Source organism: Euzebya pacifica (assembly GCF_003344865.1).
In the GTDB taxonomy this organism is placed as follows: domain Bacteria; phylum Actinomycetota; class Nitriliruptoria; order Euzebyales; family Euzebyaceae; genus Euzebya; species Euzebya pacifica.
Window position 1 is genome coordinate 4,935,377 of sequence record NZ_CP031165.1, and the last position, 24,044, is coordinate 4,959,420.

General features: G+C 71.3%; 24 protein-coding genes. 10 read left to right on the plus strand and 14 right to left on the minus strand.

Annotated elements, in window-relative coordinates:
* The first annotated feature begins 1 nt into the window (after position 1).
* Positions 2 to 1,510 carry a cell wall-binding repeat-containing protein gene (locus tag DVS28_RS21245; protein WP_281273490.1) on the plus strand — a complete coding sequence of 503 codons (1,509 nt, stop codon included), beginning with the start codon at positions 2 to 4 and terminating at the stop codon, positions 1,508 to 1,510.
* A gap of 130 nt (positions 1,511 to 1,640) precedes the next feature.
* Here DVS28_RS21245 and DVS28_RS21250 read toward each other — a convergent pair whose 3' ends face one another.
* Complete coding sequence (locus tag DVS28_RS21250; RefSeq protein WP_114593250.1) at positions 1,641 to 1,973, minus strand: hypothetical protein; 333 nt, start codon at positions 1,971 to 1,973, stop codon at positions 1,641 to 1,643.
* Positions 1,974 to 2,022: 49 nt separating this feature from the next.
* On the opposite strand from DVS28_RS21250, the gene DVS28_RS28650 reads away from it, so the two are divergent.
* Both DVS28_RS28650 and DVS28_RS28655 read left to right on the plus strand, forming a co-directional pair.
* Positions 2,023 to 2,166, plus strand: a complete 144-nt coding sequence (locus tag DVS28_RS28650) for a hypothetical protein (RefSeq protein ID WP_164710867.1) — start codon at positions 2,023 to 2,025, stop codon at positions 2,164 to 2,166.
* Positions 2,167 to 2,249: 83 nt separating this feature from the next.
* Entirely contained in the window at positions 2,250 to 2,405 is a 156-nt protein-coding gene (locus DVS28_RS28655) for a hypothetical protein (RefSeq protein ID WP_164710868.1), read from the plus strand.
* Between the two features lie 543 nt (positions 2,406 to 2,948).
* On the opposite strand, the gene DVS28_RS21255 is transcribed toward DVS28_RS28655, so the two are convergent.
* From DVS28_RS21255 to DVS28_RS21305, 11 genes are all read right to left on the minus strand, one after another.
* Complete coding sequence (locus DVS28_RS21255; protein WP_114593251.1) at positions 2,949 to 4,187, minus strand: M20 metallopeptidase family protein; 1,239 nt, start codon at positions 4,185 to 4,187, stop codon at positions 2,949 to 2,951.
* Complete coding sequence (locus DVS28_RS21260) at positions 4,184 to 5,290, minus strand: FAD-dependent oxidoreductase (protein WP_114593252.1); 1,107 nt, start codon at positions 5,288 to 5,290, stop codon at positions 4,184 to 4,186. The genes DVS28_RS21255 and DVS28_RS21260 overlap by 4 nt, the downstream gene beginning before the upstream one ends.
* Positions 5,291 to 5,292: 2 nt before the next feature.
* Positions 5,293 to 6,369: a cation diffusion facilitator family transporter gene (locus DVS28_RS21265; RefSeq protein WP_114593253.1), complete on the minus strand. Its 1,077-nt coding sequence runs from the start codon at positions 6,367 to 6,369 to the stop codon at positions 5,293 to 5,295.
* A 114-nt stretch (positions 6,370 to 6,483) separates the two neighbouring features.
* Entirely contained in the window at positions 6,484 to 6,951 is a 468-nt protein-coding gene (locus DVS28_RS21270) for a Fur family transcriptional regulator (protein WP_114593254.1), read from the minus strand.
* Between the two features lie 36 nt (positions 6,952 to 6,987).
* Positions 6,988 to 8,277: a threonine synthase gene (locus DVS28_RS21275; RefSeq protein WP_114593255.1), complete on the minus strand. Its 1,290-nt coding sequence runs from the start codon at positions 8,275 to 8,277 to the stop codon at positions 6,988 to 6,990.
* On the minus strand, positions 8,274 to 9,965 hold the full coding sequence (locus DVS28_RS21280; protein ID WP_114593256.1) for an ABC transporter substrate-binding protein: 1,692 nt from the start codon (positions 9,963 to 9,965) through the stop codon (positions 8,274 to 8,276). The genes DVS28_RS21275 and DVS28_RS21280 overlap by 4 nt, the downstream gene beginning before the upstream one ends.
* Positions 9,962 to 10,825 carry an ABC transporter ATP-binding protein gene (locus DVS28_RS21285; RefSeq protein ID WP_114593257.1) on the minus strand — a complete coding sequence of 288 codons (864 nt, stop codon included), beginning with the start codon at positions 10,823 to 10,825 and terminating at the stop codon, positions 9,962 to 9,964. Before DVS28_RS21285 ends, DVS28_RS21280 begins: the two co-directional genes overlap by 4 nt.
* Positions 10,822 to 11,760 carry an ABC transporter ATP-binding protein gene (locus tag DVS28_RS21290; protein WP_114593258.1) on the minus strand — a complete coding sequence of 313 codons (939 nt, stop codon included), beginning with the start codon at positions 11,758 to 11,760 and terminating at the stop codon, positions 10,822 to 10,824. The genes DVS28_RS21285 and DVS28_RS21290 overlap by 4 nt, the downstream gene beginning before the upstream one ends.
* Positions 11,760 to 12,665 (minus strand): ABC transporter permease, encoded by a 906-nt coding sequence (locus DVS28_RS21295; RefSeq protein ID WP_114593259.1) that lies wholly within the window; start codon positions 12,663 to 12,665, stop codon positions 11,760 to 11,762. Before DVS28_RS21295 ends, DVS28_RS21290 begins: the two co-directional genes overlap by 1 nt.
* Positions 12,662 to 13,624 carry an ABC transporter permease gene (locus tag DVS28_RS21300; RefSeq protein ID WP_216826206.1) on the minus strand — a complete coding sequence of 321 codons (963 nt, stop codon included), beginning with the start codon at positions 13,622 to 13,624 and terminating at the stop codon, positions 12,662 to 12,664. Before DVS28_RS21300 ends, DVS28_RS21295 begins: the two co-directional genes overlap by 4 nt.
* Before the next feature lie 257 nt (positions 13,625 to 13,881).
* Positions 13,882 to 14,115, minus strand: a complete 234-nt coding sequence (locus DVS28_RS21305; RefSeq protein ID WP_164710869.1) for a hypothetical protein — start codon at positions 14,113 to 14,115, stop codon at positions 13,882 to 13,884.
* A gap of 1,267 nt (positions 14,116 to 15,382) precedes the next feature.
* On the opposite strand from DVS28_RS21305, the gene DVS28_RS21315 reads away from it, so the two are divergent.
* From DVS28_RS21315 to DVS28_RS21345, 7 genes are all read left to right on the plus strand, one after another.
* Positions 15,383 to 16,189, plus strand: coding sequence for a dioxygenase family protein (locus DVS28_RS21315; protein ID WP_114593261.1), 807 nt, complete (start codon positions 15,383 to 15,385; stop codon positions 16,187 to 16,189).
* A 1-nt stretch (position 16,190) separates the two neighbouring features.
* Complete coding sequence (locus tag DVS28_RS21320) at positions 16,191 to 16,979, plus strand: dienelactone hydrolase family protein (RefSeq protein ID WP_114593262.1); 789 nt, start codon at positions 16,191 to 16,193, stop codon at positions 16,977 to 16,979.
* The gene (locus tag DVS28_RS21325; RefSeq protein ID WP_114593263.1) at positions 16,979 to 18,124 is read left to right on the plus strand and encodes a muconate/chloromuconate family cycloisomerase; all 1,146 of its coding nucleotides are present in this window, start codon (positions 16,979 to 16,981) and stop codon (positions 18,122 to 18,124) included. Before DVS28_RS21320 ends, DVS28_RS21325 begins: the two co-directional genes overlap by 1 nt.
* A gap of 9 nt (positions 18,125 to 18,133) precedes the next feature.
* Positions 18,134 to 19,030 carry a LysR family transcriptional regulator gene (locus tag DVS28_RS21330; protein ID WP_164710870.1) on the plus strand — a complete coding sequence of 299 codons (897 nt, stop codon included), beginning with the start codon at positions 18,134 to 18,136 and terminating at the stop codon, positions 19,028 to 19,030.
* A 129-nt stretch (positions 19,031 to 19,159) separates the two neighbouring features.
* Complete coding sequence (locus DVS28_RS21335) at positions 19,160 to 20,248, plus strand: maleylacetate reductase (protein WP_164710871.1); 1,089 nt, start codon at positions 19,160 to 19,162, stop codon at positions 20,246 to 20,248.
* A gap of 6 nt (positions 20,249 to 20,254) precedes the next feature.
* A complete protein-coding gene (locus DVS28_RS21340; protein WP_114593266.1) occupies positions 20,255 to 21,073 on the plus strand; it encodes a CoA transferase subunit A in 819 nt (272 codons plus the stop codon).
* A 26-nt stretch (positions 21,074 to 21,099) separates the two neighbouring features.
* Positions 21,100 to 21,840 carry a CoA-transferase gene (locus DVS28_RS21345; protein ID WP_114594330.1) on the plus strand — a complete coding sequence of 247 codons (741 nt, stop codon included), beginning with the start codon at positions 21,100 to 21,102 and terminating at the stop codon, positions 21,838 to 21,840.
* A 14-nt stretch (positions 21,841 to 21,854) separates the two neighbouring features.
* On the opposite strand, the gene DVS28_RS21350 is transcribed toward DVS28_RS21345, so the two are convergent.
* Positions 21,855 to 23,288 (minus strand): aromatic ring-hydroxylating oxygenase subunit alpha, encoded by a 1,434-nt coding sequence (locus DVS28_RS21350; RefSeq protein WP_114593267.1) that lies wholly within the window; start codon positions 23,286 to 23,288, stop codon positions 21,855 to 21,857.
* A gap of 105 nt (positions 23,289 to 23,393) precedes the next feature.
* Positions 23,394 to 24,014 carry a TetR/AcrR family transcriptional regulator gene (locus tag DVS28_RS21355; RefSeq protein ID WP_114593268.1) on the minus strand — a complete coding sequence of 207 codons (621 nt, stop codon included), beginning with the start codon at positions 24,012 to 24,014 and terminating at the stop codon, positions 23,394 to 23,396.
* Between the last annotated feature and the right edge of the window lie 30 nt (positions 24,015 to 24,044).

Below are 24,044 nucleotides of genomic sequence, written 5' to 3' on the forward strand. Positions count from 1 at the left end.
CGTGGAAAGACCTCACGAACAGTCACACGGTGGCCAACACCGTCTGGGGAACCAACTCCGACTTACACCTGTTGCCGGGACTCAAACGGGCACACCAATCGAGGCGGCGGTAGCTGTGTCATCGCATCGGTTTCCTGACCGCGCCGACGCTGTCGTGCTCGCCACCACTTCGGGTTTCGCCGACAGCTTGGCAGCAGCACCACTTCTCGGATCCGCACCCCTGCTGTTCACCCCGCCGGACGCGCCCCTCCCGGACGTGACGGCCGCCGAGATCGATCGCGTCCTCGCGCCCGGCGACGAGGTGTTCATCCTGGGTGGCGAGTCGGCGGTGCCGGCCGAGGTGGAGTTGGCCTTGGATGGCTATGAGGTCGTTCGACTGGCCGGACGCGACCGGATCGAAACGGCCATTGCGGTCGCAACCGCAGTGGCGGACCAGTCCGGTGCCGGCGCTGTCGTCGCGGTCGCAAGGGCATTCGGTGACGGCTCTGCGGGTTGGGCAGATTCCATCACCGCCTCCGGCTGGGCTGCCGATACCGGCACGCCGCTCGTGCTGACACCGACCGGTGAGCTGGACGGCCGTGTGTCCGCCCTTCTGGACGACCTCGACACCGCCGTCACGATCGTGCTTGGCGGCCCTGCTGCGGTGTCGGATGCGGTGGCTGCCGAACTACCGGCCCCCCGTCGCATTGCAGGCCCTGACAGGGCCGCAACGGCAGCAGCGGTCGCGACCGAGCTGTGGCCATCCACCCAGAACGTGGTCGTCCTCAACGGCTACCAGGACGACGGCTGGACGCTTGGGCTCCCAGCCGCTGGGTTGTCGGCCGACTTCGACGCGCCCATTCTGCTCGTGGACTCCGACCGGCTCCCGGACTCCACACGGGCACTCGTGGGTGAGGGCTGCGGCTCTGGGACGGCACAAGTCGAGACAACCGTGATCGGGACGACAGCTCTCATCAGCGAAGCCGTGGCTGCCGAGATGGACCGGCAGGATGGAGGACCGTGCCCTGCGCCAGCCCCAGTTCTGATTACGAGCGATGGAGCTGTGGGCGGGGTCCAGTTGACCAGCGATGGCAGGCAGGCGGTGGCCACCTTCACGGAGCTGTTCGGACCACCCACGACGATCAGCGATGACCGGCGGCCCTTCTGTGGCTCGAACAGCTTGGGCCCGGCCGGAGGGCAGATCTACGTCTGGGCGTCACTCGTCATCTTCGTCGTCGATGTCGAGGGCAAGGGGCACGAGGTGTTCTGGGGCGGGTTCTTCAACAGTCCCGACAGCTATGGCGCTCCGGCACCGCCGGATCTCGGACTGGAGACCGACCGGGGCTTGGGAATGGGCGCGACGAACGCAGAGGTGAGGCAGCTGTACCCAGACGCCTCGTTCTCCCCGGCAGATGGTGGTGTTCCGGGTGCGACTTGGACGCTTGGACCGCAGCTCCAGGCCGGTGCGAGCGGCAATGGAGACAGCGACACCGTCCAGTTCTTCGGATTCGGGTCGAACTGCGGCGAGTAGCCAAAGGCACTCACTAGCCCTGGCGCGGACACCTTCGCAGAGCCTTGCCCAGGGCATTTGACCTGTGGGGTCCAAGGAGGCCGGTCGAGGCATCGAACCCCGGACCTATTCATTGCGAGGTATGTCGGTCTCAGCGGTGTGCTGACCTGCGGTTTCGCTGATGAGCGAGGAGCAGTGCGGACAAAGTTATCGGCTGCGGAACCTGCTCAGACGCTGACGCCTTCAGGCCCGCTTCTGCGAGATCCCTCAGCCGTCCGAAGGGTTCATAACCCTCCTGGCGGAAGAAGCCGGGATGCGTCTGACGCACAGTGGCTTCGAAGTCGGAACCGACGAGGAGGACCTCTATATGGGTGTCGGCCTCGTACAGCGCCTCGCTGCGGTGGTAGGCGGTGACGGCGTCCTCCACCGGGTGCTCGTCGAAGCTGAGCAGGCGACCGTGGTGGTGGTCGAAGACCAGTTCCACCGACGCCTCGTCCGTCGACGATGCGCTGTGCGACGGGCTGAAGGCAGGGTTGGGCGACGACGGACTCGTCGACCTGGCGGTGTGCGTGTCGAAGTACGTGGGGACGGGCCGCCTCATCACCGTCCTCGACCTCGACCAGGCCTGCACGCTGCCGTGGACCTCCGACGAGGCACAGCCCGTGACGGCCCCTTGATTAGGGGAAAGGTCAGCCCGCGGGCGGGGTTGGCGCCGCCGACGCAGAAGTAGCACCCGGGGAGATCCATCAGGATCTCCCCCATGCCGTCGGCGCCGGCGACGACGCGCTCGGCGGTCACGTTGCCCTTCCCCAGGACCGTGGACACCATCGCCACGGCCGACCACGTCATCGACCTCGGCCCCGGGGGCGGCGACGAGGGCGGCCGCGTGGTCGCCACCGGACCCCGCCCGCCCTGAACAGCCGTTCAGTGTGCCGAGCGTCCACTCACTCCTGCCCGTCGCCCTTTCGTCTCCCGCAAGGCCTGCACTGCCCCGGCAACAACGAGCAGCCAGCCAGGCACGACCAGTACGGCGGGAAGAGCCCACCATGCCGATCGCCCGGTGCTGCCACCGACCCCACCAATCGCAGTGATGGCCCACATCGCGACGAATCCGACGAAGAACACCGCCAGTCCGACATTGGACAGACGCTCGTATCGACTCCCTGCCCATCGAGCGGCGAGGGCTACCAAGATGCACGCGGGCAGAAGGATGAGCGAGCCCTCAAGCGGGTCCAGTGCCCCGACGGCCAGCGCGACCGCCCCGACGATCATCATTGCCCGGTGACGTCCCGATACAACCCGCATGCGATCCTCCTGAAAGAGCCCTCTGCACCGCCATATTCGCAAGGAGCAGGAGGCCTCGGGAGGGTCAAGAGTCCCGGTAGGACATCACCTTCGTCGAGCTGCGCTCGCGTGAGGTGGCACGACATGCGACGGACCCTCACCCGGCCGGAGGGTCCTACAACTTCTCCGACGTCCCGTTGGGCCCCGATGGCGGCGACCGCAGCGTGGCCCGGACGGCCTGCTCCATTACTGCCAGCCCCACGACCATGGCGTCCTCGTCGAAGTCGAACTCGGGGCTGTGGTGGGGGAAGGTCAGCCCGCGGGCGGGGTTGGCCCCGCCGACCCAGAAGTAGCACCCGGGAAGGTCCATGAGGATCTCCGACATGTCGTCGGCGCCGGCGACGACGCGCTCGGCGGTGACGTTGCCCTCCCCCAGGACCGCGCGGGCGGCCGCAGCCACGGTCGCGGTGATCGCTGGGGCGTTGACGCAGGCGGGGTAGGTGTCGTCGCGCAGGTCGACCTCGACGGTGCACCCGTGGGTGGCCGCAGTGCCCTCGGCGATCTGGCGCAGCCGCCGCTGGATGATCCCGAGGTCGTCGTTGTCGTAGGTGCGGATGGTTCCCTCCAGCTCGACCTCGGCGGGGATCGCCGACCGGTCCTCGCCGCCGTGGATCCGGCCGAAGCTCACCACCGCGGCCGACCGAGGGGCGAGGGTGCGCGACACGATGGTCTGGGCAGCCATCACGAACGCCGACGCGCAGACGACCGGGTCGGGCGTCAGGTGCGGGTAGGCCGCGTGCCCACCGGGCGAGCCGAACTTGACGGCGACGCTCTGGGCGCTCGCCGCGATCGTGCCCGGACGGATGTCGACGGTCCCGACGGGCAGCTCGGTGGCGATGTGCAGGGCGAGGCTGGCGCTGGGGGTGAGGTCATCCGGCCAGGCCCTGGCGTCCAGCATCCGGCGGGCCCCGCCACCGCGCTCCTCGGCGGGCTGGAACAGCAGGACCACGTTGCCGGCCAGCGCGTCCCGTTCCGCGGTCAGCCGCTCGGCGAGGGCCAGGGCGACGGCGACGTGGCCGTCGTGGCCGCAGGCATGGGACACCCCCTCGACGGTCGAGACGTAGTCATGCCCGCGGTCGGCCTCGGTGATGCCCAGCGCATCGATGTCGGCGCGGACCAGCACGGTCGGGCCCGGTTCGCCGCCGCGCACCCAGCCGACGACTCCGGTGTCGGCCACCGGATGGGCCACCCCGTCGACGCCGACCTCGCCGAGGCGGTCGGCGATGAGCTGCGCGGTGCGATGCTCCTGGCGAGACAGCTCCGGGTGGCGGTGCAGGTCCCGGCGAACCGCAACCATTCGGTCCCGGACGTCCGGGGGGACGGCGATGTCGGACAGCTGCTCGATGGCGGTCATCGGGGACTCCTGCGGTCGGCACGGGCGGCGGAGAGACTGAAGCGGGCAGTCGGCTGGGTGGCGCCCTCGACAAGGTCGGCCAGGACCTCTCCCACGGCGGGGGCGAACTTGAAGCCATGCCCGGAGAACCCGGCACCGACGGTGATCGGGCCGACCCGGTCCAGCACGAAGTCCTTGGTCGACGTGGTGGTGTACAGGCACCGGTCGAACCCGATCGGTTCGGGGTCGAGGCCCGGCATCCATCGGCGCACGTAGTCGCTGGTGCGGGCGGCGGTGGCGGGGTCGGCGTCGAAGGGACGGTCGTCGGGGTCCAGCCATTCGTCGCGGTAGTGCTCGGCGACCTTGGTACCCCGAGCGGGCGAGTCCAGGCCGTAGATGTCCTCCCGACCGCGGTGGATGAATGCTGGCAGCGGCGCGATGCCGTCGCGCCGCCGGAAGTACATCGGCTGCTCGGCGCTCACCTGCAGGGACGGCAGGTCCACCAGCCCGCCCAGGAGCGTTCCGGCCCACGCTCCCGCCGTGACCACGACCTGGCTGGCGCTGATCCGTTCTCCGCCGTCGAGGAGGAGGACGGCACCCGCCCCGTCCACCTCGATGCCGACCACGGCGCTGCCGGTCCGGATCGTGGCGCCGTGCCGCCGAGCGGCCTCGTGGGCGGCGACGACGCTGCGTTCGGCGAACACCATGCCCCCGTCGGGATGCACCAGCACCGCCTCGTCGAAGGCCATGGCCGGCCAGGCCCGGGCCGCCTCCAACGGTTCGACGCGTCGGTGGGGCACACCTTGGGCGTTCATGGCGGCGGCCAACGCGTCGATGGTCACGGCGGGGCCGTGGTCCAGCGCACCGGTCAGCCGCAGCAGGTCAGCGCCGGTCTCCTGCTCCAGACGCCGCCAGCCGGGCAGCGCCTGCTGGCCCAGGTGGATGTAGTCCGCCTCGTCGTAGCCCAAGCGGAAGATCCGGGTCTCGGCGTGACTGGACCCCCGGTGGTGGACGACGGCGAACCGTTCGAGCAGCACGACGTCATGACCTCGGGCGGCAAGCGCCCACGCGGTGCTCGCCCCCATGATCCCGCCGCCGACGACGACCACCTCGAACGGTGACATGGTCAGCCGACGGGCGCGGGCGAGGCGTGGGTGGTGGCGGTGTCGATGTGGACCGCCACCTCGGTGAGGTGCTGCACGCCCTCGACCAAGCGCTGCTTGACGGCGTCGCCGACCGCGTGGCCCTGCTCCACCGTCATGCGGCCATCCACCTGGACCGACACCTCCGCGCGCATGCGGTGGCCCAGCCACCGAACCCGGCAGCTGGACACCCGCTCCACGTCAGCGACCTGCAGGGCGAGGGCCTCGACCTGCGTCCGGACCTCGGGGTCCACGCCGTCCATCAGGCGGCGGAAGATGTCCCGGGCGGCGGTGCGCAGCACACCGAAGATCGCGATGGAGATGAGGATGCCGATGATCGGGTCGGCCTGCTCGAAGCCCAGCCACACCCCGACCGCGCCGAGCGCGACCGCCAGCGACGTCAGGCCGTCGGTGCGGGCATGGTGCCCGTCGGCCACGAGCGCGGCGGAGCCGATCTCCTTGCCGATGCGGATGCGGTACAGGGCGACCAGCTCGTTGCCGAGGAACCCGATGACCCCGGCGCCGAACAGGACGCCGATGTGCTCGATCGGCTGGGGGTCGAGCAGCCGACGGAACGACTCCCATCCCGCGATGATCGCCGACAGCAGGATCATCAGCACGATGAACAGCCCGGCGAGGTCCTCTGCCCGCTTGTAGCCGTAGAGGTAACGGTCGGTCGCTGCTCGCCGGCCGATGACGAACGCCAGGTACAGGGGGATGGCGGTCAGTGCGTCGGAGAAGTTGTGGATGGTGTCGGCCAGCAACGCCACCGAGCCGGTGAAGTACACGATCGCCAGCTGGGCGAACGCCGTCACCATCAGCGCGGTGAAGGAGACCTTCAGCGCGACCATGCCCCGTGCGCTGCCCTCCAGCGCCTCGTCGGCAGAGTCGGCGTGGTCGTGGGAGTGCATGCCGAACATCTCGCTCAACCCATGGCGAACCTTGTCCAACAGCCCCGTCCCATGCGCGTGATCGCCGTGGCCGTGCGCGTGGTCCCCATGGTCGTGACCGTGGCCCGCATGTTCGTGGGTCGTGGTCTGGTGGCCGTGCTCGTGCGTCATCGAGTCCCCTGGGTGTCGTGGAGGCCGTCCCTGGTGGACCTTGCCCCGGAGGGCTCACCGTATCCACTATTGCGATGGTTCGCAATAAGGAACGACTGCAATACGAGGGAAGTCCTACCCGGCGGGCGCCCCCACACGCCCGGTGTCGGACCAGTCACACGCCGCGCACAACCCGACGATGGCGAAGTGGTGGCTCGCTGGGGTGAAGCCGTACTTGGCCTTGATGCCGTCGAAGGCGGGGGCGAACTCCTGGACCGGGACGGTGTAGGAGCGTCCGCACCCCTCGCAGATGAGGTGATGGTGGTCGTGGTCGACGGTCGGGTGCCAGGCCCAGCTCTGCTTGCCGATCGGGACGTAGTGTGCGTAGCCGATGTTCTGCAGCTCGTTGAGCGTGCGGTACACCGTCGAGGTGTCCATCGGCGCGCCGCCCTCGGCGACGCGCTCGGTGATGTCCTTCACGGTCAGGAAGCCCTCGTTGGCCTCGGCCAGAACCCGGCAGATCACCCGCCGCGGCAGGGTCAGCCGGAGGCCGTTGGACTTCAGGGCCGCCAGCAGCTGTTCCTCGATCCGTGCAGGCGTCATGCCTGCACAGTACGCGTCCTGTCTCCCAGCTGCGACTCAGCTGCTACTTCCGTTGCACGAACATGCGTCTGACTGCAACTGTGGGCGAGTTGCACGTAGCCGGTCGAGGTCGGCCAGCACCACGGGGTCCGCTGCTGCGGCGGTATCGGACGGTATGGGGTCCTTGTAGGACGCCGACGTGCCCAGCGCCACCGTCACGCCGTCGACCCGTTCGGCGACCCTCCTGGCCGCCGCGATGGCGACCGCAGCAGCGGTCTCCACCATCAGGCCGACCTCGGCACCCACGCGGGCTTTCTCGGCCAGGTAGGTCCCGGCCTCCACCGGGACCGCCCAACCATCGGTACGACGTATGGCGTGCAGGCCCTGCCAGTGTGCGCGGTCCGAACCGATGGAGAACGCCGGGGAGTCGTGGCGTGTCACGACCACGCGGTCCTGCTCGTCGATGTCATCCAGCGCCAGGGCGGCGCTGAACGCCGCGCCGGTGGCCGCCTCCGCGGCCACGAGGCGAGGCATGCGGGGCAGCAGCCCGGCGGCGACGAGCTCGTCGAACCCGCTGGCCACCCCCGACAGGAGGTCGGCACGGGAGGTCGGGACCACCACTGCCGCCAGCTCGTCACCGAGGTCGCGGGCCAGCTCGTAGGCGATGCTCTTGTAGCCGGCGTTGCCGAAGGGGTTGCCGCCCACACGGCTGTCGAGGAAGGTGACCGGGTACCAGCCGAGTTCGGCAACCGACCTCGTGGTCAACTCCGCCCGTTCGGCAAGGTCGTCGAGGATCACCAGGTGGGCACCCAGCGTGGCGAGCATCGACGCGAACATCGGGGGGATGCCCGGCGTGGTGAGGATGACCGCCCGCAGTCCGGCCCGTGCGGCATAGGCGCTGGCGGCCAGGCCGGCGTTGCCCGAGGACGGGGCCACGATCGTGTCGGCTCCGACCTCCAGGGCCTTGGCGACTGCCACGGACATGCCGCGGTCCTTGTGGGACGCCGTCGGGTTGGCGGCCTCGTTCTTGATCCAGATCGGGGAGGTCCCGTCGCTGGCCAGCGGGATGAGGGGGGTGTCCCCCTCCCCCAGGGTCACCGGCGCGACGTCCGAGCTGACCGGGAGGGTGTCCCGCCAACCCCACGGGCCCCCGGCGAAGTCGGCCAGGTCACGACCGCCCAGGTCGGTGGGCGGCGGGACGAGGTTGACGTACACCCCCTCGGCAGCACAGGTCGCACAGCCGGTGTAGCCGTGCTGGCGCAGCTCGCAGCGCGGGCACTGCAGGTCCGGACCGGTCTCGGCGGTGAGGCGGGGCGAAGCGGATTCAGGCGTGGTCAGGTGGCTCATGGTGCGGTCTGCCAGTCGACGTTGATGTAGAACTGTGAGGGCTCGTAGCCGGCCCACTCGGGGGAGACGACCATCGCGATCGGTCGCGAGGCCACCATGAACGCGTAGGCCTGGTCGGTGATCACACGCTCCTGCAGCTCCGTCAACAGCTGGTCGCGCTCCTCGATGTCGAACGCCTGGTTCAGGTCGGCCAACATCTCGTTGACCTCGGGGTCGTCGATGTGGCCGGCGTTGAACGCGCCGTCGGTACCCAGCAGGTCCTGGGCGAGGCCGAGGATGTCGCCGTAGCCGAAGAACCCGGTGCGGAACAGGCCGATGTGCCAGCCGGTGAGGTCCTCGGAGTACAGCGCGGAGCTGGAGTCGACCTCACGGATCGATGCGTCGAACCCGACTTCACCGAGGTGGGCGGCCATGGCCGTGGCGACGGGCAGCATGTCCGGGTCGGCCTGGTAGGCCACGATCTCGATCGCGAGGGGCTCCCCGTCCCTGGTGCGCACCCCGTCGTCGCCCAATTCCCAGCCGGCCTCGTCCAGCCGAGCGGCGGCCTCCTCCGGGTCGTGGACCTGGTTCTCGACGGCGAAGGCCGAGTCGGCGGGGTACATGCCGGTGGCGACGTCGGCGACGCCGTCCAGGACGTCGGTGGCGATGCTCTCGTAGTCGATCGCCAGGCTGATGGCCTGCCGGACCAGTGGGTCGTCGGTCGGGGGCTCCTCGATCTGGATGGTCGCGCGGGGTCCGAGGGTGCCCGAGGCCGCCCTCGTGTAGATGGCGTCCTCCGCCCCCTCCAGCTCCGCCGCCGCGGCGGTCGGGGCGTACATGGCCACGTCGACCTCACCGGAGCGCACCGCGAGGATGCGTGACTGGTCGTCGGCGATGAAGGCGAGGGTGACCTGCTCCAGCGGCGGCGTGCCCTGCCAGTAGTCCTCGTTGCGGTCCATCACCATCTGCGAGGCGTCGAGCGACACCACCCGGTAGGGCCCGGTGTAGAGGCCCGCGTCCATCAGGGCCTGCTCGTCGGGGTCCTCCCCCAAGGCCTCCCTGGCGGCGACGTCGTAGACGGGGACGACCTCGTTGGCCAGCAGCGCCGGGAGGTTGGCCGCCGGCTCGGAAGTGGTGACCGACACGGTCAGGTCACCGGTGGCCTCGACGGCCACGTCCGGCAGGGCCGAGGCCAGGGTGTCGCTGGCAGCGACGTGTGCCTGGAGGACCGCCACCACTGCGTCGGCGTCGACCGGGTTGCCGTTCTGGAAGGTCACGCCCTCGTGGATCGTCAGCTCCCACTCGGTGTCGCTGACCGACTCCGCGGACGCTGCCACCCAGGACTCGGGCACGCCGTCGGGGGTCTGGCGAAGCAGCAGCTCACCGAAGCCGAAGCCCTGGGCCCAGTAGCCCTCCACGGTCGGGTCGATGCTGCTGATCGGGAAGCTGCTGGCGATGACAAGGGTGTCATCCCCGGCCTCTGTCGCGTCCGACCCGGCGTCGTCGGCCTCGGCCCCGGTCTGCTCACCGGCGTCCTCGGCAGCGGTCGATGTGGAGCTCGACACCTCCCCACCGCCCTCGTCGCCAGCGACGTCGCCGGCGCCCGAGCAGCCGGCGAGGGTCAGGGCTGCGACCAGCAGCAACAGGAGCAAGTGGGCCCTGGGGCGTCTCGCGCCGTCGTGCAGGGTGTGGTCCGCGTATCCGGTCATAACGACAACTCCTCGTTGCTTGGGTTCGGGCGGCCAGGGGCGTCAGTCGATCGCCCCTCGAGGTCTGGGTCACCGGCGTCGGCCGGCGTGATGTCCACGGTCTGGTGCCCGGGGTAGGGCCGGGTGGGATCGTGGCGCTGCAGGTCCTCGCGGGAGGTGCGCTCCACCACCCGGCCGTGGTCCATGCGCACCAAGCGGTCGGCGAGGACGGCGAGGAAGTTGCGGTCGTGGCTGACCACCACCAGGGCGATGCCGAGGGAGTCGGCGGCCTCGCGCAGCACGCGGGTGACCCCGGCGGCGGTCGTCACATCCAGGGCGGCGGTGGGCTCGTCGGCGACCACCAGGCTCGGTTCTGCAACCAGGGCCCGCACGATCGCCACCCGCTGGGCCTGGCCGCCGGACAGGCGTGCGGGCAGCGCCCGCTCGTCCAGGTGACCGAGTCCCACCCGACCCATCTGTTCGCGGGCGATCCGTCGACGTTCGTCGGTGGACATGCGCCGTCGGCCGACGGTCAGGGGCTCGGTGATCGACCGCCAGATCGGCCAGCGACGGTTGAGGCTGGCCACCGGGTCCTGGAAGACCGGCATGACGAAGCCGGGCCTGGGAAGCCGGGGTCCGCGACGCGCACCCTCCCAGATGTCGACGCCGCCCATGCGGACCCGGCCCTGGTCGGGCCGTTCTCGTCCGCTGATCAGCCGCAGCGTGGTGGACTTGCCGCAGCCCGACGGGCCGGTGATGCCCAGGATCTCCCCGGGGTGCACGGCGAGGGAGACGTCGTCGACTGCGAGGACCTCGTGGTGGCCGACGACGTAGCCGCAGGTCAGCCCCTCGCAGGCGAGGAGGGGGGCGCTGTCCGTCATGGACCGACCACCTCCAGGGGGTGGTGGCAGGCCACGCCGTCGCGCAGCACGGGTAACTGGTCCTCGCAACCCGCCCCGGCGCAGTGGCAGCGTGCCCTGAACGAGCAGCCGGGGACGGTGGCCAGCAACGACGGTGGGGCGCCCTCGAGCTCCTCGGGGAGTCCATGACCCGGCCGGGGGGACGCGGCGACGAGTGCCCGTGTATAGGGATGTCGGGCGCGCGAGAGGACCTCCGACGCAGGTCCGGCCTCCACGATCCGGCCGTGGTACATCACCGCGATCCGGTCGGCATGCCTGCCGACCAGGGACAGGTCGTGGCTGACCAGCAGCAGCCCATCGGTGGCCTCGCGCAGGATCTGCAGGACCCCGTCGCTGCGGTCGGCGTCCAGCGCGCTGGTGGGCTCGTCGGCCACGGTGAGCGCGGGACGGTGCACCGTCGCCGCGGCGATGGTGGCCCGTTGGAGCATGCCCCCCGACCACTGGTTGGGCCGCGCCTGGGCTCGATGGCCTGCCTGGTCGATCCCGAGCGCCTCGAGACGCTCGATCGCCGCGCCGGTCGGCGGGGTGGCCCGCACCGCGGTCCAGCCCTCCTCCACGTGGTGGCGAACCGACCGCAGCGGGTCGCAGGCGGCGTAGGGGTCCTGTCCGACGTAGCCGATGGTGTGGCCGCGCAGCCGACGGATCGTGCGACGGGAGGCGCCGACGACCTCGACGCCGCCCACGACGATCGACCCGGCGACGGTGGTGCGGCGGGGCAGCAGGCCGAGGATGGCGTGGGCGACAGTGGTCTTGCCGCAGCCGGACTCACCGACAAGGGCCAAGCACTCTCCGGGGGCGAGCTCCAGGGAGACCGAGCGCACGGCCTGTGCGCCGTTGCTGTAGCAGACGGAGAGATCCGCGATGCGCAGCACTGCGTCGGTGTCAGGAGTGTCCATCAGCGTTGCCAGCTCGGGTCGGTGACGTCACGGAGGGCCTCGGAGATCAGCAGGGATGCGGCGACCGCGGCCATGATCGCCAGGCCCGGTGCGAGGGCCAGCTCGGGTGCGCGGTTGACCACGTCGCGGCTCTCGGCCAGCATCCGCCCCCACTCCGCGGTCGGGGGCTGGACGCCGAGCCCGAGAAACGACAGCGCCGACAGGCCGAGGATGATGGAGCTCAGCTCCAGGGTGGCGGCGATCATCAGCTGGGCCACCACACCGGGCAGGACGTGGCCGAAGGCCCGCCGCAATGGTCCGACACCCGCCATCCGGGCGGCCACCACGTCGGGACGCTGGTTGGCGCCCAGCACGTAGCTGCGGGCCAACCGCGCAGGATAGGCCCAGCCACCCAAGGTCATGGCGATGATGAGGTTGCGCAGGCTGGGGCCCAGGGCCCCGACCACGGCGAGGGCCAGGATCAGCGAAGGGATGCCGAGCATCACGTCGACCAGCCGCGACAGCAGGCTGTCCACGAGCCCGCCGGCCAGCCCGGCGGTGGATCCGAGGGCCAGTCCGATGGTGGTGGTGAGCACGAAGATGGCTGCGGCAGCCCCCAGGGTCGTCCGGGCCCCGGCGGCGATCCGTGCCAGCTGGTCGCGGCCGGCCTCGTCGGTGCCCAGCAGGTGCTCGGCGCTGGGGCCCTGGAGCTTGTTGGCGAAGTCGGCGGTATCGGGGTCGGCGGTGAGCATGGGCCCGAGGACGGTCAGGGCGACCAGAAGGACGGTCAGGGCCAGCCCGATCCGTCCGGACGGGTGGCGGACGAGCCGGGCCAGGACGCTGCTCGACGCGGACGTGATGTGGACGGCCAGCGGCGCCTCGACGGTGTCGGCCGAGGGCAGGGTGTCCACGTCTGCCCCGCTCATGTCCGCGCCGCCCAACGGGTCAGCTGGGTCTTGCGCTGGGTCGGGATCAGCCGCGGGTCGATGGCCGCCGACACCAGGTCCACCACCAGGCTGGACAGCACGAAGGCAAGCACGGCGAACAGGGTGAACGCCTGCACCACCGGCAGGTCACGGGCGTTGATGGACTCCACGGTGAACCGGCCGATCCCGGGCCAGGTGAACACCGTCTCGATCACGGGGGTGCCGGCCAGCAGGTAGCCCACGCTGACTCCGACGATGGCCAGGAACGGCACTGCGGTGTTGGGCAGTGCGTGGACGACCAGCAGGCGCAGCCGGCCGGCCCCACGCGCCGTGGACACCCGCATGAACGACGCCGATGAGGCCTCCAGCAACCCGCCGCGCAGGATCCGCGCCCACGAGGCGGCAGGCCACGCGCCCAGGGCGATGGCAGGTAGCCACACGGTGCCCCAACCTCCGGTGGCGACCACCGACCCGAGCCCCCATCGCAGCACCACGATCTGCAGCAGCAGCACCCCGACGAGGAAGCTGGGTGCCGACACCAGCACGAAGGAGAGCATGCGCACCAGCGCGTCGGGCCAACGGCCGGCCGTCGCCGCGCCGACAAGGCCGAGCGGGATCGACACGCCCAGGGCCACCAGCATCGACGCCGCGGTGAGGACGAGCGTCGGCGGGAGGTAGCGGCGGAACTCCTCGCTGACGGGACGGCCGGTGCGCCAGGAGGTCCCCAGGTCGCCCGTCACCGCCCCCGATGCCCAGATCAGGTACTGACGCCCGATGGGCTGGTCGAGCCCCAGCTCCTCCCGGACCGCTTCGACCTGGGCGGGCGTCGGCTCGCGCAGCGGGTTCTGGGCGGCGACGACCCGCCGAGCGGGGTCGTCGGGCGTCAGGCCGGTCAGGCTCCAGACAAGGATGCTGGCGAACAACAAGGTGACGGCCGTCTGTACGGTCCGCTGCAGCATGCGCAGGGCGAATCGTCGACGGGCCGCCGCCGTGCTCCGGTCACTTCGCACTCGCATCCTCCACCTCCGGATCTGAATCTAGCCACGGTTCGCTATCGCGATCAAGTCTTATTGCATGTTGTTGCAACAGCGTCTTCTGCATGTGACGAACCGATGACAGCTCTCGGACACGCGCACGTCCCCACCCAAGGGGTCGGGTGGGGGCGTTGGGGAGTTCCGGCCTGGTGCAGTGCCCGCTGCCGCGGCCGGTCAGGAAGTCAGGTCTGCTGCAGCACCTGGTATGCCGTCAGGCCCACGAGGTACCGGGTCCGGTGGGCGGGGGAGGTGATGGATTCTGCCAACCTGCGGATCGTCGCCCGTCCGATGGTCCGCAGGCGGGCGGCGTCGACGGTGCGGCCGACCGCGTCCAGCACGGCCGCGCAGTCGATCACGACCTCCAGCGGATCGGCGATTGCCAGGCAGCCGTGGTCGTCAGGGGCGAGAGCCGCCACAGCCAGATCGACGTGGTGTTGCGCCTCCTCGACCTCGCCAGCAGCGCACACTACAGGGACCTGCAGACGCGCAGAAGCAGCTCAGGGACCTCCGCAAGCTGTGACGACCGGACGTGGCCTTGGCTTCGCACTCACCATGCCAGGGCCACGTGCGTCATCAGGCCGCGTGCTCCACCGCCGTCGGAGCACCGTATGACCTGTTGTTCTCGTGGAGCCGGGTCGGGGAATCGAACCCCGGACCTATTCATTACGAGTTACGGCGCGCCGCCAAGCAGGAGGACGTTGCAGCACTAGGTTTGCGGCCGCTGGCCTGCGGTTCTTCGAAGCCGACCGACCTGCCGGCCATTCCTCTCCAGTTCCCTTCTTCCTCCGGTTTCCCCCTTAGCTACTGCAACGGAACTGCAATCGAGATTCGCCCCCGGTGGAGTAACGGCCCCGATATCCGAGGGAGACCCAAGGGCATCGTTCACGGGCGGACTCGTGACCACTCCACAAGACCGGTGGCCCGGGACTCGGCGGTCATTCCGGGATTCGACCTCGTGACCTTGCTCGCGTGGACACAGCGGTCGCCAATGCCCATCGCTCGCCATACTCGGCGGCCGCACGATCCGCAAGCACCGAACCAGCACCCTCGCCACGTTGGAGTGGACCGAGGGGCGGGGTGCCCGCAACGTCGGCACCGATGTGTGGGAGTGGGAGATGGAGCGTGTCCCGGCTGGGCAGACCGTGGGGTTCAAGCCGCTCACGATGTGACCTGGTCGACTGGTGGCAACTACTCGGTGACAGGTGGTAGCACCATCGACATCTATCCGACGTTCCCCTGACGGTCAGGGCTGGGTCACTCCACGGCCCAGATGCGCCGGACTGCCGCCGCTCTCAGGGCGGTAGCCCGGCGCCGGCCATTGGTCAGCCGCCGACGGCCTCCAGGACCCCGCCGATCCCACCCAGGATCCCGCCGATGATCCCGCCAGTGGGTCGGCAGGAGCAGGCTCGTAGGCCTCGCCCTCCACGACGGTGCCGTCAGCGCCCACCAGGTCGAGGGCCACGTCAGGGTTGGGGCCGACCGCAGCGGCGGACACGGTCGCCTCCAGCGGCCGTCCCCGGCGTTGACCAGGAACGCATCGACGTCGTCCACGCCGATGATCCCCGCGGCCACACCCGGATCATGCCGTCGGAGCATGGGTCTGCGTCGGAACCGGTATTGGAGGGCATCGACAAGCCGTGAAAGCGTGCATAGCACACCCACCGCCTGACGCCAGGAGCCGAGATGGAGCGCAACCCGAGAGTCGACGCCGTCGCAACCGACATGATCGAGGCCATCAAGCAGGTCATGTCCGACCACGACCTGACCCACTCCGAGTACCGGGCCGGGTGGATGTGGATGATGAAGCTGGCCGGGTCCGGTGAGATCCCGCTGTTCCTCGACGTGTTCTTCGAGTCCGCCGTCGAGCGCCTCACGTTCGACGACAAGCCGGGCTCCAAGGGGGCGGTCCAGGGTCCGTACCACTCCGACGCCGCCCAGCTCCTGGAGGCCCCCTACGTCCTCCCGATGCGCGATGACGAGGCGGGTGAGCCGATCGTCTTCAGCGGCCAGGTCACCGACCTCGACGGCACCCCCGTCGTCGGCGCGGACGTCGACGTCTGGCACGCCTCCAACGACGGGACGTACTCAGGTTTCACCGGGGACGAGACCTGCCCGCCGGACAACCTCCGCGGCATCCTCCGCACCGATGACCAGGGCCGCTTCACATTCCGGTCCATCCGGCCGGCCCCCTACCAGATCCCGCACAACGGCCCGACGGGGGAATTCCTCGCCATGCTGGGACGGCACTCCTGGCGCCCGGCCCACTTCCACTTCACGATCGACGCGCCCGGGTTCGACTCGCTCACGACACAGCTCTACTTCGCGGGCGACCCGTGGCTGGAAAAGGGCGACTGCGTCGACGCGGTCAAGGACGAGCTGGTCATCGACGTCGGCAAGGGCGAGGACGCCCAGGTCCTCGACACCTACGGCATCCCCGACGCGCCCTACCTCACCGCGGAGTACACCTGGCAGCTCCGGCCGAGCGCCTGAGATGTGCCATCCCGACTGGGTCGCCTCGGTCGGGGAGGGCGCCCGAGCGGACGTCCCGCTCGCCGACGGCGGCTCGCTGCCGACGTGGCGGTACGTCCCCGACGGGGCCGCCACAGCGCGCCCTGTCCTCCTCCTCCCCGACATCTACGGCCCCCTGCCGTTCTACCGCCACCTGGCGGAGCTGCTCGCCGACGCCGGTCATCCGGTCGCGCTGGTCGACCTGTTCCACCACGAGGGGCCGCTCGACGACCCCACCGACCGCGAGCAGGCCTTCGCCCGGTTGGCGTGCCATGACGTGGTGCGAGCCGTCGACGAGGCCGAGCAGGCCGCGGCCTCCCTCGCCGTGACCGGGCGCCCCACCGGAGTCCTCGGCTTCTGCATCGGCGGGCAGCAGGCGCTGGTGCTCGCGGCCCGGCGGGCGGACCTCGTGACGCTGACCTACTACGCCTTCACCGAGGGCCTGCCCCGTCCCGTCGCCCGACCCGCCCCCCGGCCGATCGACCTCACCACAGCCCTCAATGGCCCCATCCTCGGGTTCTGGGGCGACCAGGACTACATCCCGGTCGAGGCGATCGCGCGGTTCGGGGAAGCCGCCGAGGATGCCGGGGTGGACCACGACATCCGCATCCTCGAGGGTGCCGGCCACGGCTTCCTCCAGGGGATCGTGGAGGACCGCGGCGACTCCGCGGTCGCGCAGCTGGCGTGGGCGGAGGGTCGGCGCTTCCTCGCCGAGCACCTCGCCGGCCACGGTGAACCCCTCGCCGCCGGCCGCTCGCGGTCGGCGCCGTGATGACGCCGGTGATCACCGGGGTCCGCACCGTCGTCGTCGACCTCCCCAGCCGACGACCGCACCGGTTCGCGAGCCACGAGATCGACACCCAGGCCTACCTCGTGGTCGCCATCACCGTCGACGGGGAGGTCACCGGCGTCGGCGAGGGCGTCAGTCCCGGCGGTCCGTGGTGGGGCGGGGAGTCGATCGAGGGGCAGCAGGCGCTCATCGAGCACCATGTCGCCCCGCTCATCGTGGGACGGCCCCTGCAGCCGATCCGCCAGCTGATGGCCGACGTGGACCGGGCCGTCTTCGCCAACCCCTTCGCGAAGGCCGCGGTCGAGATGGCCCTCCACGACGCCCTCGGCCGCCTGATGGGCGTGCCCGCCCACCTGCTGCTCGGCGGCGGCGGCGCCCAGCGCGACCGGTTCCCCGTCCGGTGGGCGCTGTCCGCAGCAGCCGCCGAGGAGGTGCTGGCGGAGTGCGAGGAGGTCGCCGCCGCCGGTCACTCCGCCCTCAAGTTCAAGATGGGCGCCCTGCCACCCGCCGACGACCTCGTCCGCATGGCCCGGATCGTCGAGGGCCTCCCCGGGCACCTCTCGCTCCTGGTCGACCCGAACGGCACCTGGGACCGGAGGACCGCCGTCCGCAGCGTCCTGGCGCTGGAGGAGATGGGCGTCGACGTGGTCGAGCAGCCGATCGAGCGTCGCGACCTCGACGGCATGGCCGACCTGGTCCGCCGGGCGACCCGCATCGCCATCATGGCTGACGAGGGCGTCTGCACCCCGGCGGATGCCCTCGCCGCGGTCGAGGCACGGGCGTGCGACTCGATCGCGGTCAAGGTGGGCAAGGCCGGAGGGCTCGCACGCGCCCGCGACGTCGCCACGATCGCCCACACCGCCGGGTGCCGCGTCTACGGCGGCACGCACCTGGAGAGCTCCCTCGGCACGGCGGCGAACCTCCAGCTCCTGGCCGCGCTGCCGACGCCCGTCGACGGCACCGAGCTGGTCGGACCGCTGCTGCTGGCCGACGACCTCACGGTCGAACGCCTCGAGTACGTCGACGGGGACGTCCTCGTCCCGGATGGGCCGGGCCTCGGCGTCGACGTGGACTGGGACAAGGTCGCCAAGTACGCCCGGACCCCGCCGGGGGACGTGCTGGCGTAGGGTTTGCGCGTGCTCCCCGACACCCGACAGCTCGAGTGCTTCGTCGCGGTCGCCGAGGAGGGGCACATCGGGCGGGCCGCCGCCAGGCTGCACCTGACCCAGCCTCCCCTGACGCGACGCATCAAGCGGCTCGAGCGGGACCTCGACGTCGAGCTGTTCGTCCGCGAACCGAGCGGGGTCCGCCTCACCGCGCCCGGTGAAGCGCTCCTCGTGGAGGCCCGCCGCATCCTCGCGCTCACCGACAAGGCCGTCACGCTCACCAGACGGGTCAGCGCCGGGGAGGAGGGTCACCTCCTGGTCGGCTGGTTCGGGTCGACGGTCTTCGCCCACGTCCCGCAGCTGCTCGGCGGCTTCGCCCGCGCCCACCCGGGGATCGACGTCGTCCTCGAGCGGGTGCCGAAGGCCGAGCAGGCCGACGCGCTCCGCGACGGGCTGCTGCACATCGGCTTCGGCCGCCTCTACGCCGAGGAGGACGGCCTGGTCGTCCGGCACCTCGCGACCGAGCCGCTGGCGCTCGCCGTGCCGGCCGGGGGTCCCCACGACGGCGACGCACCGGTGGGCATCGACGATCTCCGCGGCGTGCCGATGGTCCTGTACCCGCGGGCCCGGCCGAGCTTCGCCGATCAGATCCTGCGCGAGTGCGAGGAGGCCGGCTTCGCACCGGAGGTCGCCCACGAGGCCGGCGACGTCGTCGGGGCCCTCAGCTACGTCGCCCTTGGGTCGGCCGTCGCGATCGTGCCCCGCAGCGCCCGGAACGTGGCGCTGCCGGGGGTCGTGCACCGTCCGCTCACGGGTGTCGCGGGGGTCGAGTTCAGCTGCCTGCACCCGGAGGCGGGCCGTCCGCCGGCGCTCGAGGCGCTGCTGTCCTACCTCGACGCGGTCCACGAGGGCGGGGCCGAGGGCTGAGCCCGGGTTCCGGGCGTCCGCCACCTGATGCGGTACAGGTATGGACGGGCCCTCAAGCTGGTATTGGAGGGCATGGCCGTGGTCGGGGAGGGTGGACCTCGACCCGCCAGCCTCGATCGGAGCCCGACCGTGTCCGCTCTCCCGCCGTTGTCGCCGACGTCCTTCACCTACGAGCCGGCCGCTGGCCGCGTCGTCTTCGGACGTGGCGCCCTCGCCTCCCTGCCCGACGAGCTCGACCGGCTCGGCAGCCGCCGGGCGGTCCTCGTCGCCGAGCCCCGCGACGCCGACGTCGCCGACCTGGACCCCCGGATCGGGGGGCACGTCGACACCGTCGTCCAGCACGTCCCCGCCGCCGTCGCGGACGCGGCACGCGAGCAGGTGCGCGAGCTCGGCGGCGACGTCCTCGTCGTCGTCGGTGGCGGATCGGCGATCGGGCTGGCCAAGGCCGTCGCGCTGACCGTGGACGTCCACCTCCTGGCCGTGCCGACCACCTTCGCGGGCTCCGAGCAGACCTCCATCTGGGGGATGAGCGCCGACGGTCGCAAGCGCACGGGTCGCGACGAGCGGGTCCGCGCGCGAACGGTCGTCTACGACCCGAACCGTTCCGGGACGATGCCGCCCCAGGTCGCCGGCCCCTCGGGGATGAACGCCATCGCCCATGCGGTCGAGGCCATGTACGGGCCGGGCGCGAACCCGGTCACGACCCTCCTCGCGGCAGAGGCCGTCCGGATCATGGCTGCCGCCCTCCCCCGCGTGGTGACCGGGGCGGGTGCCGGCGGAGGGGTCGCGGACCCGGCCGCCGACGCCCTCTACGGGTCCTACCTCGCCGGGATCGTCCTCGACACCGCCGGGGTCGCGTTGCACCACCGGACCTGCCACGTCCTCGGTGGCATGTTCGGGCTCGACCACGGAGGGATGAACGCCGCCATCCTGGGCCACGCGCTGGCCTACACCGCACCCGCCATCCAGCCGGTCATCGCCCGGCTCGCGGAGGCGCTCCAGGTCAACGACCCCGCCGTCGCCCTCCACCAGCTCGCCGAGCGCATCGGGGCACCGACCGCGCTCGAGGAGCTCGGCATGCCGGCCGACGGGATCGAGGAGGCCGCGGGCCGCGTCGTCGAGGAGGCCGCCGACAACCCCCGCCCGCCCGAGCACGACGCCATCGCCGCGATGCTGCGGCGGGCGTTCGCCGGGAAGGCGCCGGAGCGAGAGGGCTGAGCAGCGATGGCACGTCTCTCGTCCCTGCACGACGCCGTCGCCGCCGAGGTGCGCGACGGCATGACCGTCGCCCTCGAGGGCTTCACCCACCTCATCCCCTTCGCCGCGGCGCACGAGGTGATCCGCCAGGGCCGCCGCGAGCTGACGCTCGTCCGGATGACACCGGACCTGATCAGCGACCAGCTGATCGGCGCCGGGTGCGCGTCCGCGCTGGTGTTCTCCTGGGGCGGCAACCCAGGTGTGGGGTCCCTGCACCGCCTGCGCGACGCCGTCGAGCACGGCTGGCCACACCCCATCGTGCTGGTCGAGCACGCGCACGCGGCCATGGCGGCCGCCTGGGAGGCGGGGGCGGCGAACCTGCCCTTCGCCGTCCTCCGCGGGTACGCGGGCACCGACCTCCCCAGCGTCAACGACCAGATCGCCGCCATCAGGTGCCCCTTCACCGACGAGGAGCTCGCCGCCGTCCCCGCCCACCGCCCGGACGTCGGCATCGTCCACGCCCAGCGCGCCGACCGTGACGGCAACGTGCTGCTCGAGGGGATCATCGGGGTCCAGAAGGAGGTCGTGCTCGCCTCCGCACGATCGATCGTGACCGTCGAGGAGGTCGTGGACGACCTCGGCCCCCGCTCGATGAACGCCAGCGTGGTCCCGGGCTGGGCGATCGACCACGTGGTCGTCGCCCCTCGTGGCGCCCACCCCTCCTACGCCCACGGCTACTACCCGCGCGACAACGCCTTCTACGTCGCGTGGGACGACATCTCCCGGGACCGGACCCGCTTCACGGCCTGGATCGACGAGCACGTGCTCGGGGCGGTGGCGGCGTGACGCGCGACTGGACCCCGGCGGAGCTCATGACGATCGCCGCCTCCAGGGCGCTCGACCCCGACGACGTGTGCTTCGTCGGCATCGGCGCCCCGTCGGCGGCATGCAATCTGGCCCGGCTCACCCGTGCCCCGGACCTGATCCTCATCTACGAGTCGGGGACGATCGGGACGCGCCCCGACGTGCTCCCGCTGTCGATCGGTGACGGCGAGCTGGCCGAGACCGCCCTGACGACCGTCTCGGTGCCGGAGATGTTCCGGTCCTGGCTGCAGGGCGGCCACGTCACCGTCGGGTTCCTCGGCGCGGCCCAGCTCGACCGGTACGCGAACCTGAACACGACGGTGATCGGGAGCTACGACTCCCCCCACGTCCGGTTGCCGGGTGCGGGAGGAGCCCCCGAGATCGCCACGCACTGCCAGCGGGTGCTCATCACCCTCCGCCACCGTCCCCGAGCCCTCGTCGAGACCGTCGACTTCGTCACCTCGCTGGGGTTCGGGCGCACCGGGACCGAGCGGGCGGCCCTGGGGATCCCCACCGCCGGGCCCCAGCTCGTCGTCACCGACCTGTGCACCCTCGCCCCCGAGCAGGACACGAACGAGCTGGTCGTCACCGCGCTGCACCCGGGCGTCGGTCGTGCGCAGGTGCAGGCGGCCACGGGCTGGCCGGTCCGCTTCGCCCCGGAGGTCGCCGAGACGCCCCCGCCGACGGAGGAGGAGCTGACGGTCCTCCGAGAGCTGCACCGGCGGACCGCGGCCGTCCACGGGGCCTGACCCGACCCGACGGGTCAGGCCGGACCCAGGGGGCGCTGCAGGCGGGGCAGGGAGTGTCCGGACCCATCGCTGCGGCGACGCCGGTCGGCCACCTCGGCGCGATGGGCCGCCTGCACCATGCGTCGGGCCTTCACCACCCCGCCATCGGTCCGCGAGAGGTCGTCGGCGTCCCACCTCGCCACCCGACCCTGGGAGGCCATCATCGGCAGGTCGCCACCATCCAGGCATGACGAGACCGTGCCGGGCACGGGGTACCAGCGGCTCCACATCACCTCGAAGAACGTCCGCTTGAGGCGGTCGAGGAACGGGTTGGGCGCATCCTTCAGGCCGAGGATGAAGAAGCCCGTGAAGCTGCCGACGTCGCGCGGGACGAACCAGAAGAACCCGGCGCCCAGGCCGCCACCGAGGTCGTCGTGGTCGTGGTAGACGAAGTTGGGCAGGTACCACTCGATCTGGTCGATGGAGAACTGCCCGGCCTGGGGGCCGTCATCGCGGTACTCGACGTGCAGCCCGCTGGGGGTCCCGTCCGGGCGGTCGAGCTCGGTGACGGCGAGCCGCCCCGACGGCTTCTGGCCGCTGAACAGGAGGCAGGTGCGGTGCAGCACCCCCGTGTGGGTGAGGTCGACGGCGTTGTCGAGGATGTTGAGGTGGCTGATGGGGATCTGCACCGTGTGGATGAACTTGTGGGTGTAGTCGAGGACGTCATGGGCCCTCGGCACGTGTGACATCAGCGGCTCGGGGGCCCCGTCTCCCATCCACACCCAGATGACGCCGCCGACCTCCTCCGTGGGATACCGGCGGGTCCGGACCTTCCCGCAGGCGGGACTGTCGGGCCCGTCCGCGAGGAACGCCACGCACTCGCCGTCCCCATCGAACGTCATGCCGTGGTAGCGGCAGGTGATGGTGCCCGCCTGCAGGACGCCGACCTGGCCGAGGGAGAGGAGCGGCCCACGGTGGGGACAGCGGTTCTCCAGCGCGGCCGCCTGCCCGTCGGCGGTGCGGAACAGGACCAGGTCGTCGCCCAGCAGCGCGACCGGTGCCGCCGCGTTGTGCCGGAGGTCCTGGCTCGGCAGCGCCGGGTACCAGTGCTCGCGGAGTCCGAGGAATGGGATGTCGTCCTGCTGCTGCTCGACGTAGTCCCACGGGATCGCGCCGAGCCCCTCGGGCTTGGCCGCCGAACCGTAGGGGCTCCGCCACCACCGGTTCATCGCGATCGCGCCCGATCGCAGCGGCTGGGTGCGGGGACGGTCGACCAGCGGACTGATCCCCGGCAGGTGCGAGAGGCCGGCGAGGGCGAGCTCCTTGGCCTGGTGGGCGGCCACGGTCGCCATGCGGCGGACCGTCCCGATCCGGGGGACGGCGGCGGCCAGCGCGGCGGCGTCCAGTCCGGTGGAGCGCGGCCCACGTGGCTCGGGGTGGCGGTCTCGGGGCAGGTCGGTGGTGCGCATGTGGTCCTCCTCGGCTCGGGCGCAGACATGGGTGAGTGTTCACTCAGCGAAGGATGGGGGCCAATACCCATCCCAGCCGTGCTCGATGCCGAGGGGGCCGGTGCCTCAGGTCGGCGCCGGGGCCGTGCACGTCCGCGTCCAGAGGGCGGTCGTCGCCCGGGCCTCCTCGCGGAGGATCGGGTGCCGGTCGTGGTCGTCGTGCGGTGCGGCGGCGGTCAGGAGGATCAGGAGGAGGCCGCCGATCAGCTGCTGTGCCGCCGCGCGCCGGTCGAGGCCCGCATCGACCTCGCCCGCCGCGACGCGCTCGGCAAGGTAGTCCGCGAGGGCCCCGGCGGCGTCATCGACCGCCCTGGTGAACGCTGCGTGGAGCACCGCATCAGTGCGGGACTCGCCGATCAGCACCGACAGCAGCGCGGCCTCGGAGCTGGCGAGGTCGGCGAACCGCTCCGCGAGGGCGACGGCGACCGTCCGCACCGGCTTCGCGCCTGCCCCGTCGACGACGTCCCGCAGGGCCGCGGCGATGGTCGGACCGTCCGCCACGACCCCGTCGAGGAGGTCGCGTTTGGTGGGGAAGTAGCGGAACACCAGCCCCTCCGAGACGCCCGCCCGTGCCGCGATCGAGCGGGTCGAGGTCGCCGCCACCCCGTGGGCGGCGAAGAGCTCGAGGGCTGCGTCGGCGATGCGCCGGCGTGATGCGAGCGCCTGGCGCTGGCGGGTGGTCGACATGTCGTTGACCGTACGCTCACCGGACGGCGT

Coding starts and splice junctions, on each gene's coding strand:
- DVS28_RS28655 (WP_164710868.1), top strand. CDS start 2,250: ATGCCGTCGGCGCCGGCGACGACGCGCTCGGCGGTCACGTTGCCCTTC.
- DVS28_RS21255 (WP_114593251.1), bottom strand. CDS start 4,187: ATGACCGCCATCGAGCAGCTGTCCGACATCGCCGTCCCCCCGGACGTC.
- DVS28_RS21260 (WP_114593252.1), bottom strand. CDS start 5,290: ATGTCACCGTTCGAGGTGGTCGTCGTCGGCGGCGGGATCATGGGGGCG.
- DVS28_RS21265 (WP_114593253.1), bottom strand. CDS start 6,369: ATGACGCACGAGCACGGCCACCAGACCACGACCCACGAACATGCGGGC.
- DVS28_RS21270 (WP_114593254.1), bottom strand. CDS start 6,951: ATGACGCCTGCACGGATCGAGGAACAGCTGCTGGCGGCCCTGAAGTCC.
- DVS28_RS21275 (WP_114593255.1), bottom strand. CDS start 8,277: ATGAGCCACCTGACCACGCCTGAATCCGCTTCGCCCCGCCTCACCGCC.
- DVS28_RS21280 (WP_114593256.1), bottom strand. CDS start 9,965: ATGACCGGATACGCGGACCACACCCTGCACGACGGCGCGAGACGCCCC.
- DVS28_RS21285 (WP_114593257.1), bottom strand. CDS start 10,825: ATGACGGACAGCGCCCCCCTCCTCGCCTGCGAGGGGCTGACCTGCGGC.
- DVS28_RS21290 (WP_114593258.1), bottom strand. CDS start 11,760: ATGGACACTCCTGACACCGACGCAGTGCTGCGCATCGCGGATCTCTCC.
- DVS28_RS21295 (WP_114593259.1), bottom strand. CDS start 12,665: ATGAGCGGGGCAGACGTGGACACCCTGCCCTCGGCCGACACCGTCGAG.
- DVS28_RS21300 (WP_216826206.1), bottom strand. CDS start 13,624: ATGCTGCAGCGGACCGTACAGACGGCCGTCACCTTGTTGTTCGCCAGC.
- DVS28_RS21315 (WP_114593261.1), top strand. CDS start 15,383: ATGGAGCGCAACCCGAGAGTCGACGCCGTCGCAACCGACATGATCGAG.
- DVS28_RS21320 (WP_114593262.1), top strand. CDS start 16,191: ATGTGCCATCCCGACTGGGTCGCCTCGGTCGGGGAGGGCGCCCGAGCG.
- DVS28_RS21325 (WP_114593263.1), top strand. CDS start 16,979: ATGACGCCGGTGATCACCGGGGTCCGCACCGTCGTCGTCGACCTCCCC.
- DVS28_RS21340 (WP_114593266.1), top strand. CDS start 20,255: ATGGCACGTCTCTCGTCCCTGCACGACGCCGTCGCCGCCGAGGTGCGC.
- DVS28_RS21345 (WP_114594330.1), top strand. CDS start 21,100: ATGACGATCGCCGCCTCCAGGGCGCTCGACCCCGACGACGTGTGCTTC.
- DVS28_RS21350 (WP_114593267.1), bottom strand. CDS start 23,288: ATGCGCACCACCGACCTGCCCCGAGACCGCCACCCCGAGCCACGTGGG.
- DVS28_RS21355 (WP_114593268.1), bottom strand. CDS start 24,014: ATGTCGACCACCCGCCAGCGCCAGGCGCTCGCATCACGCCGGCGCATC.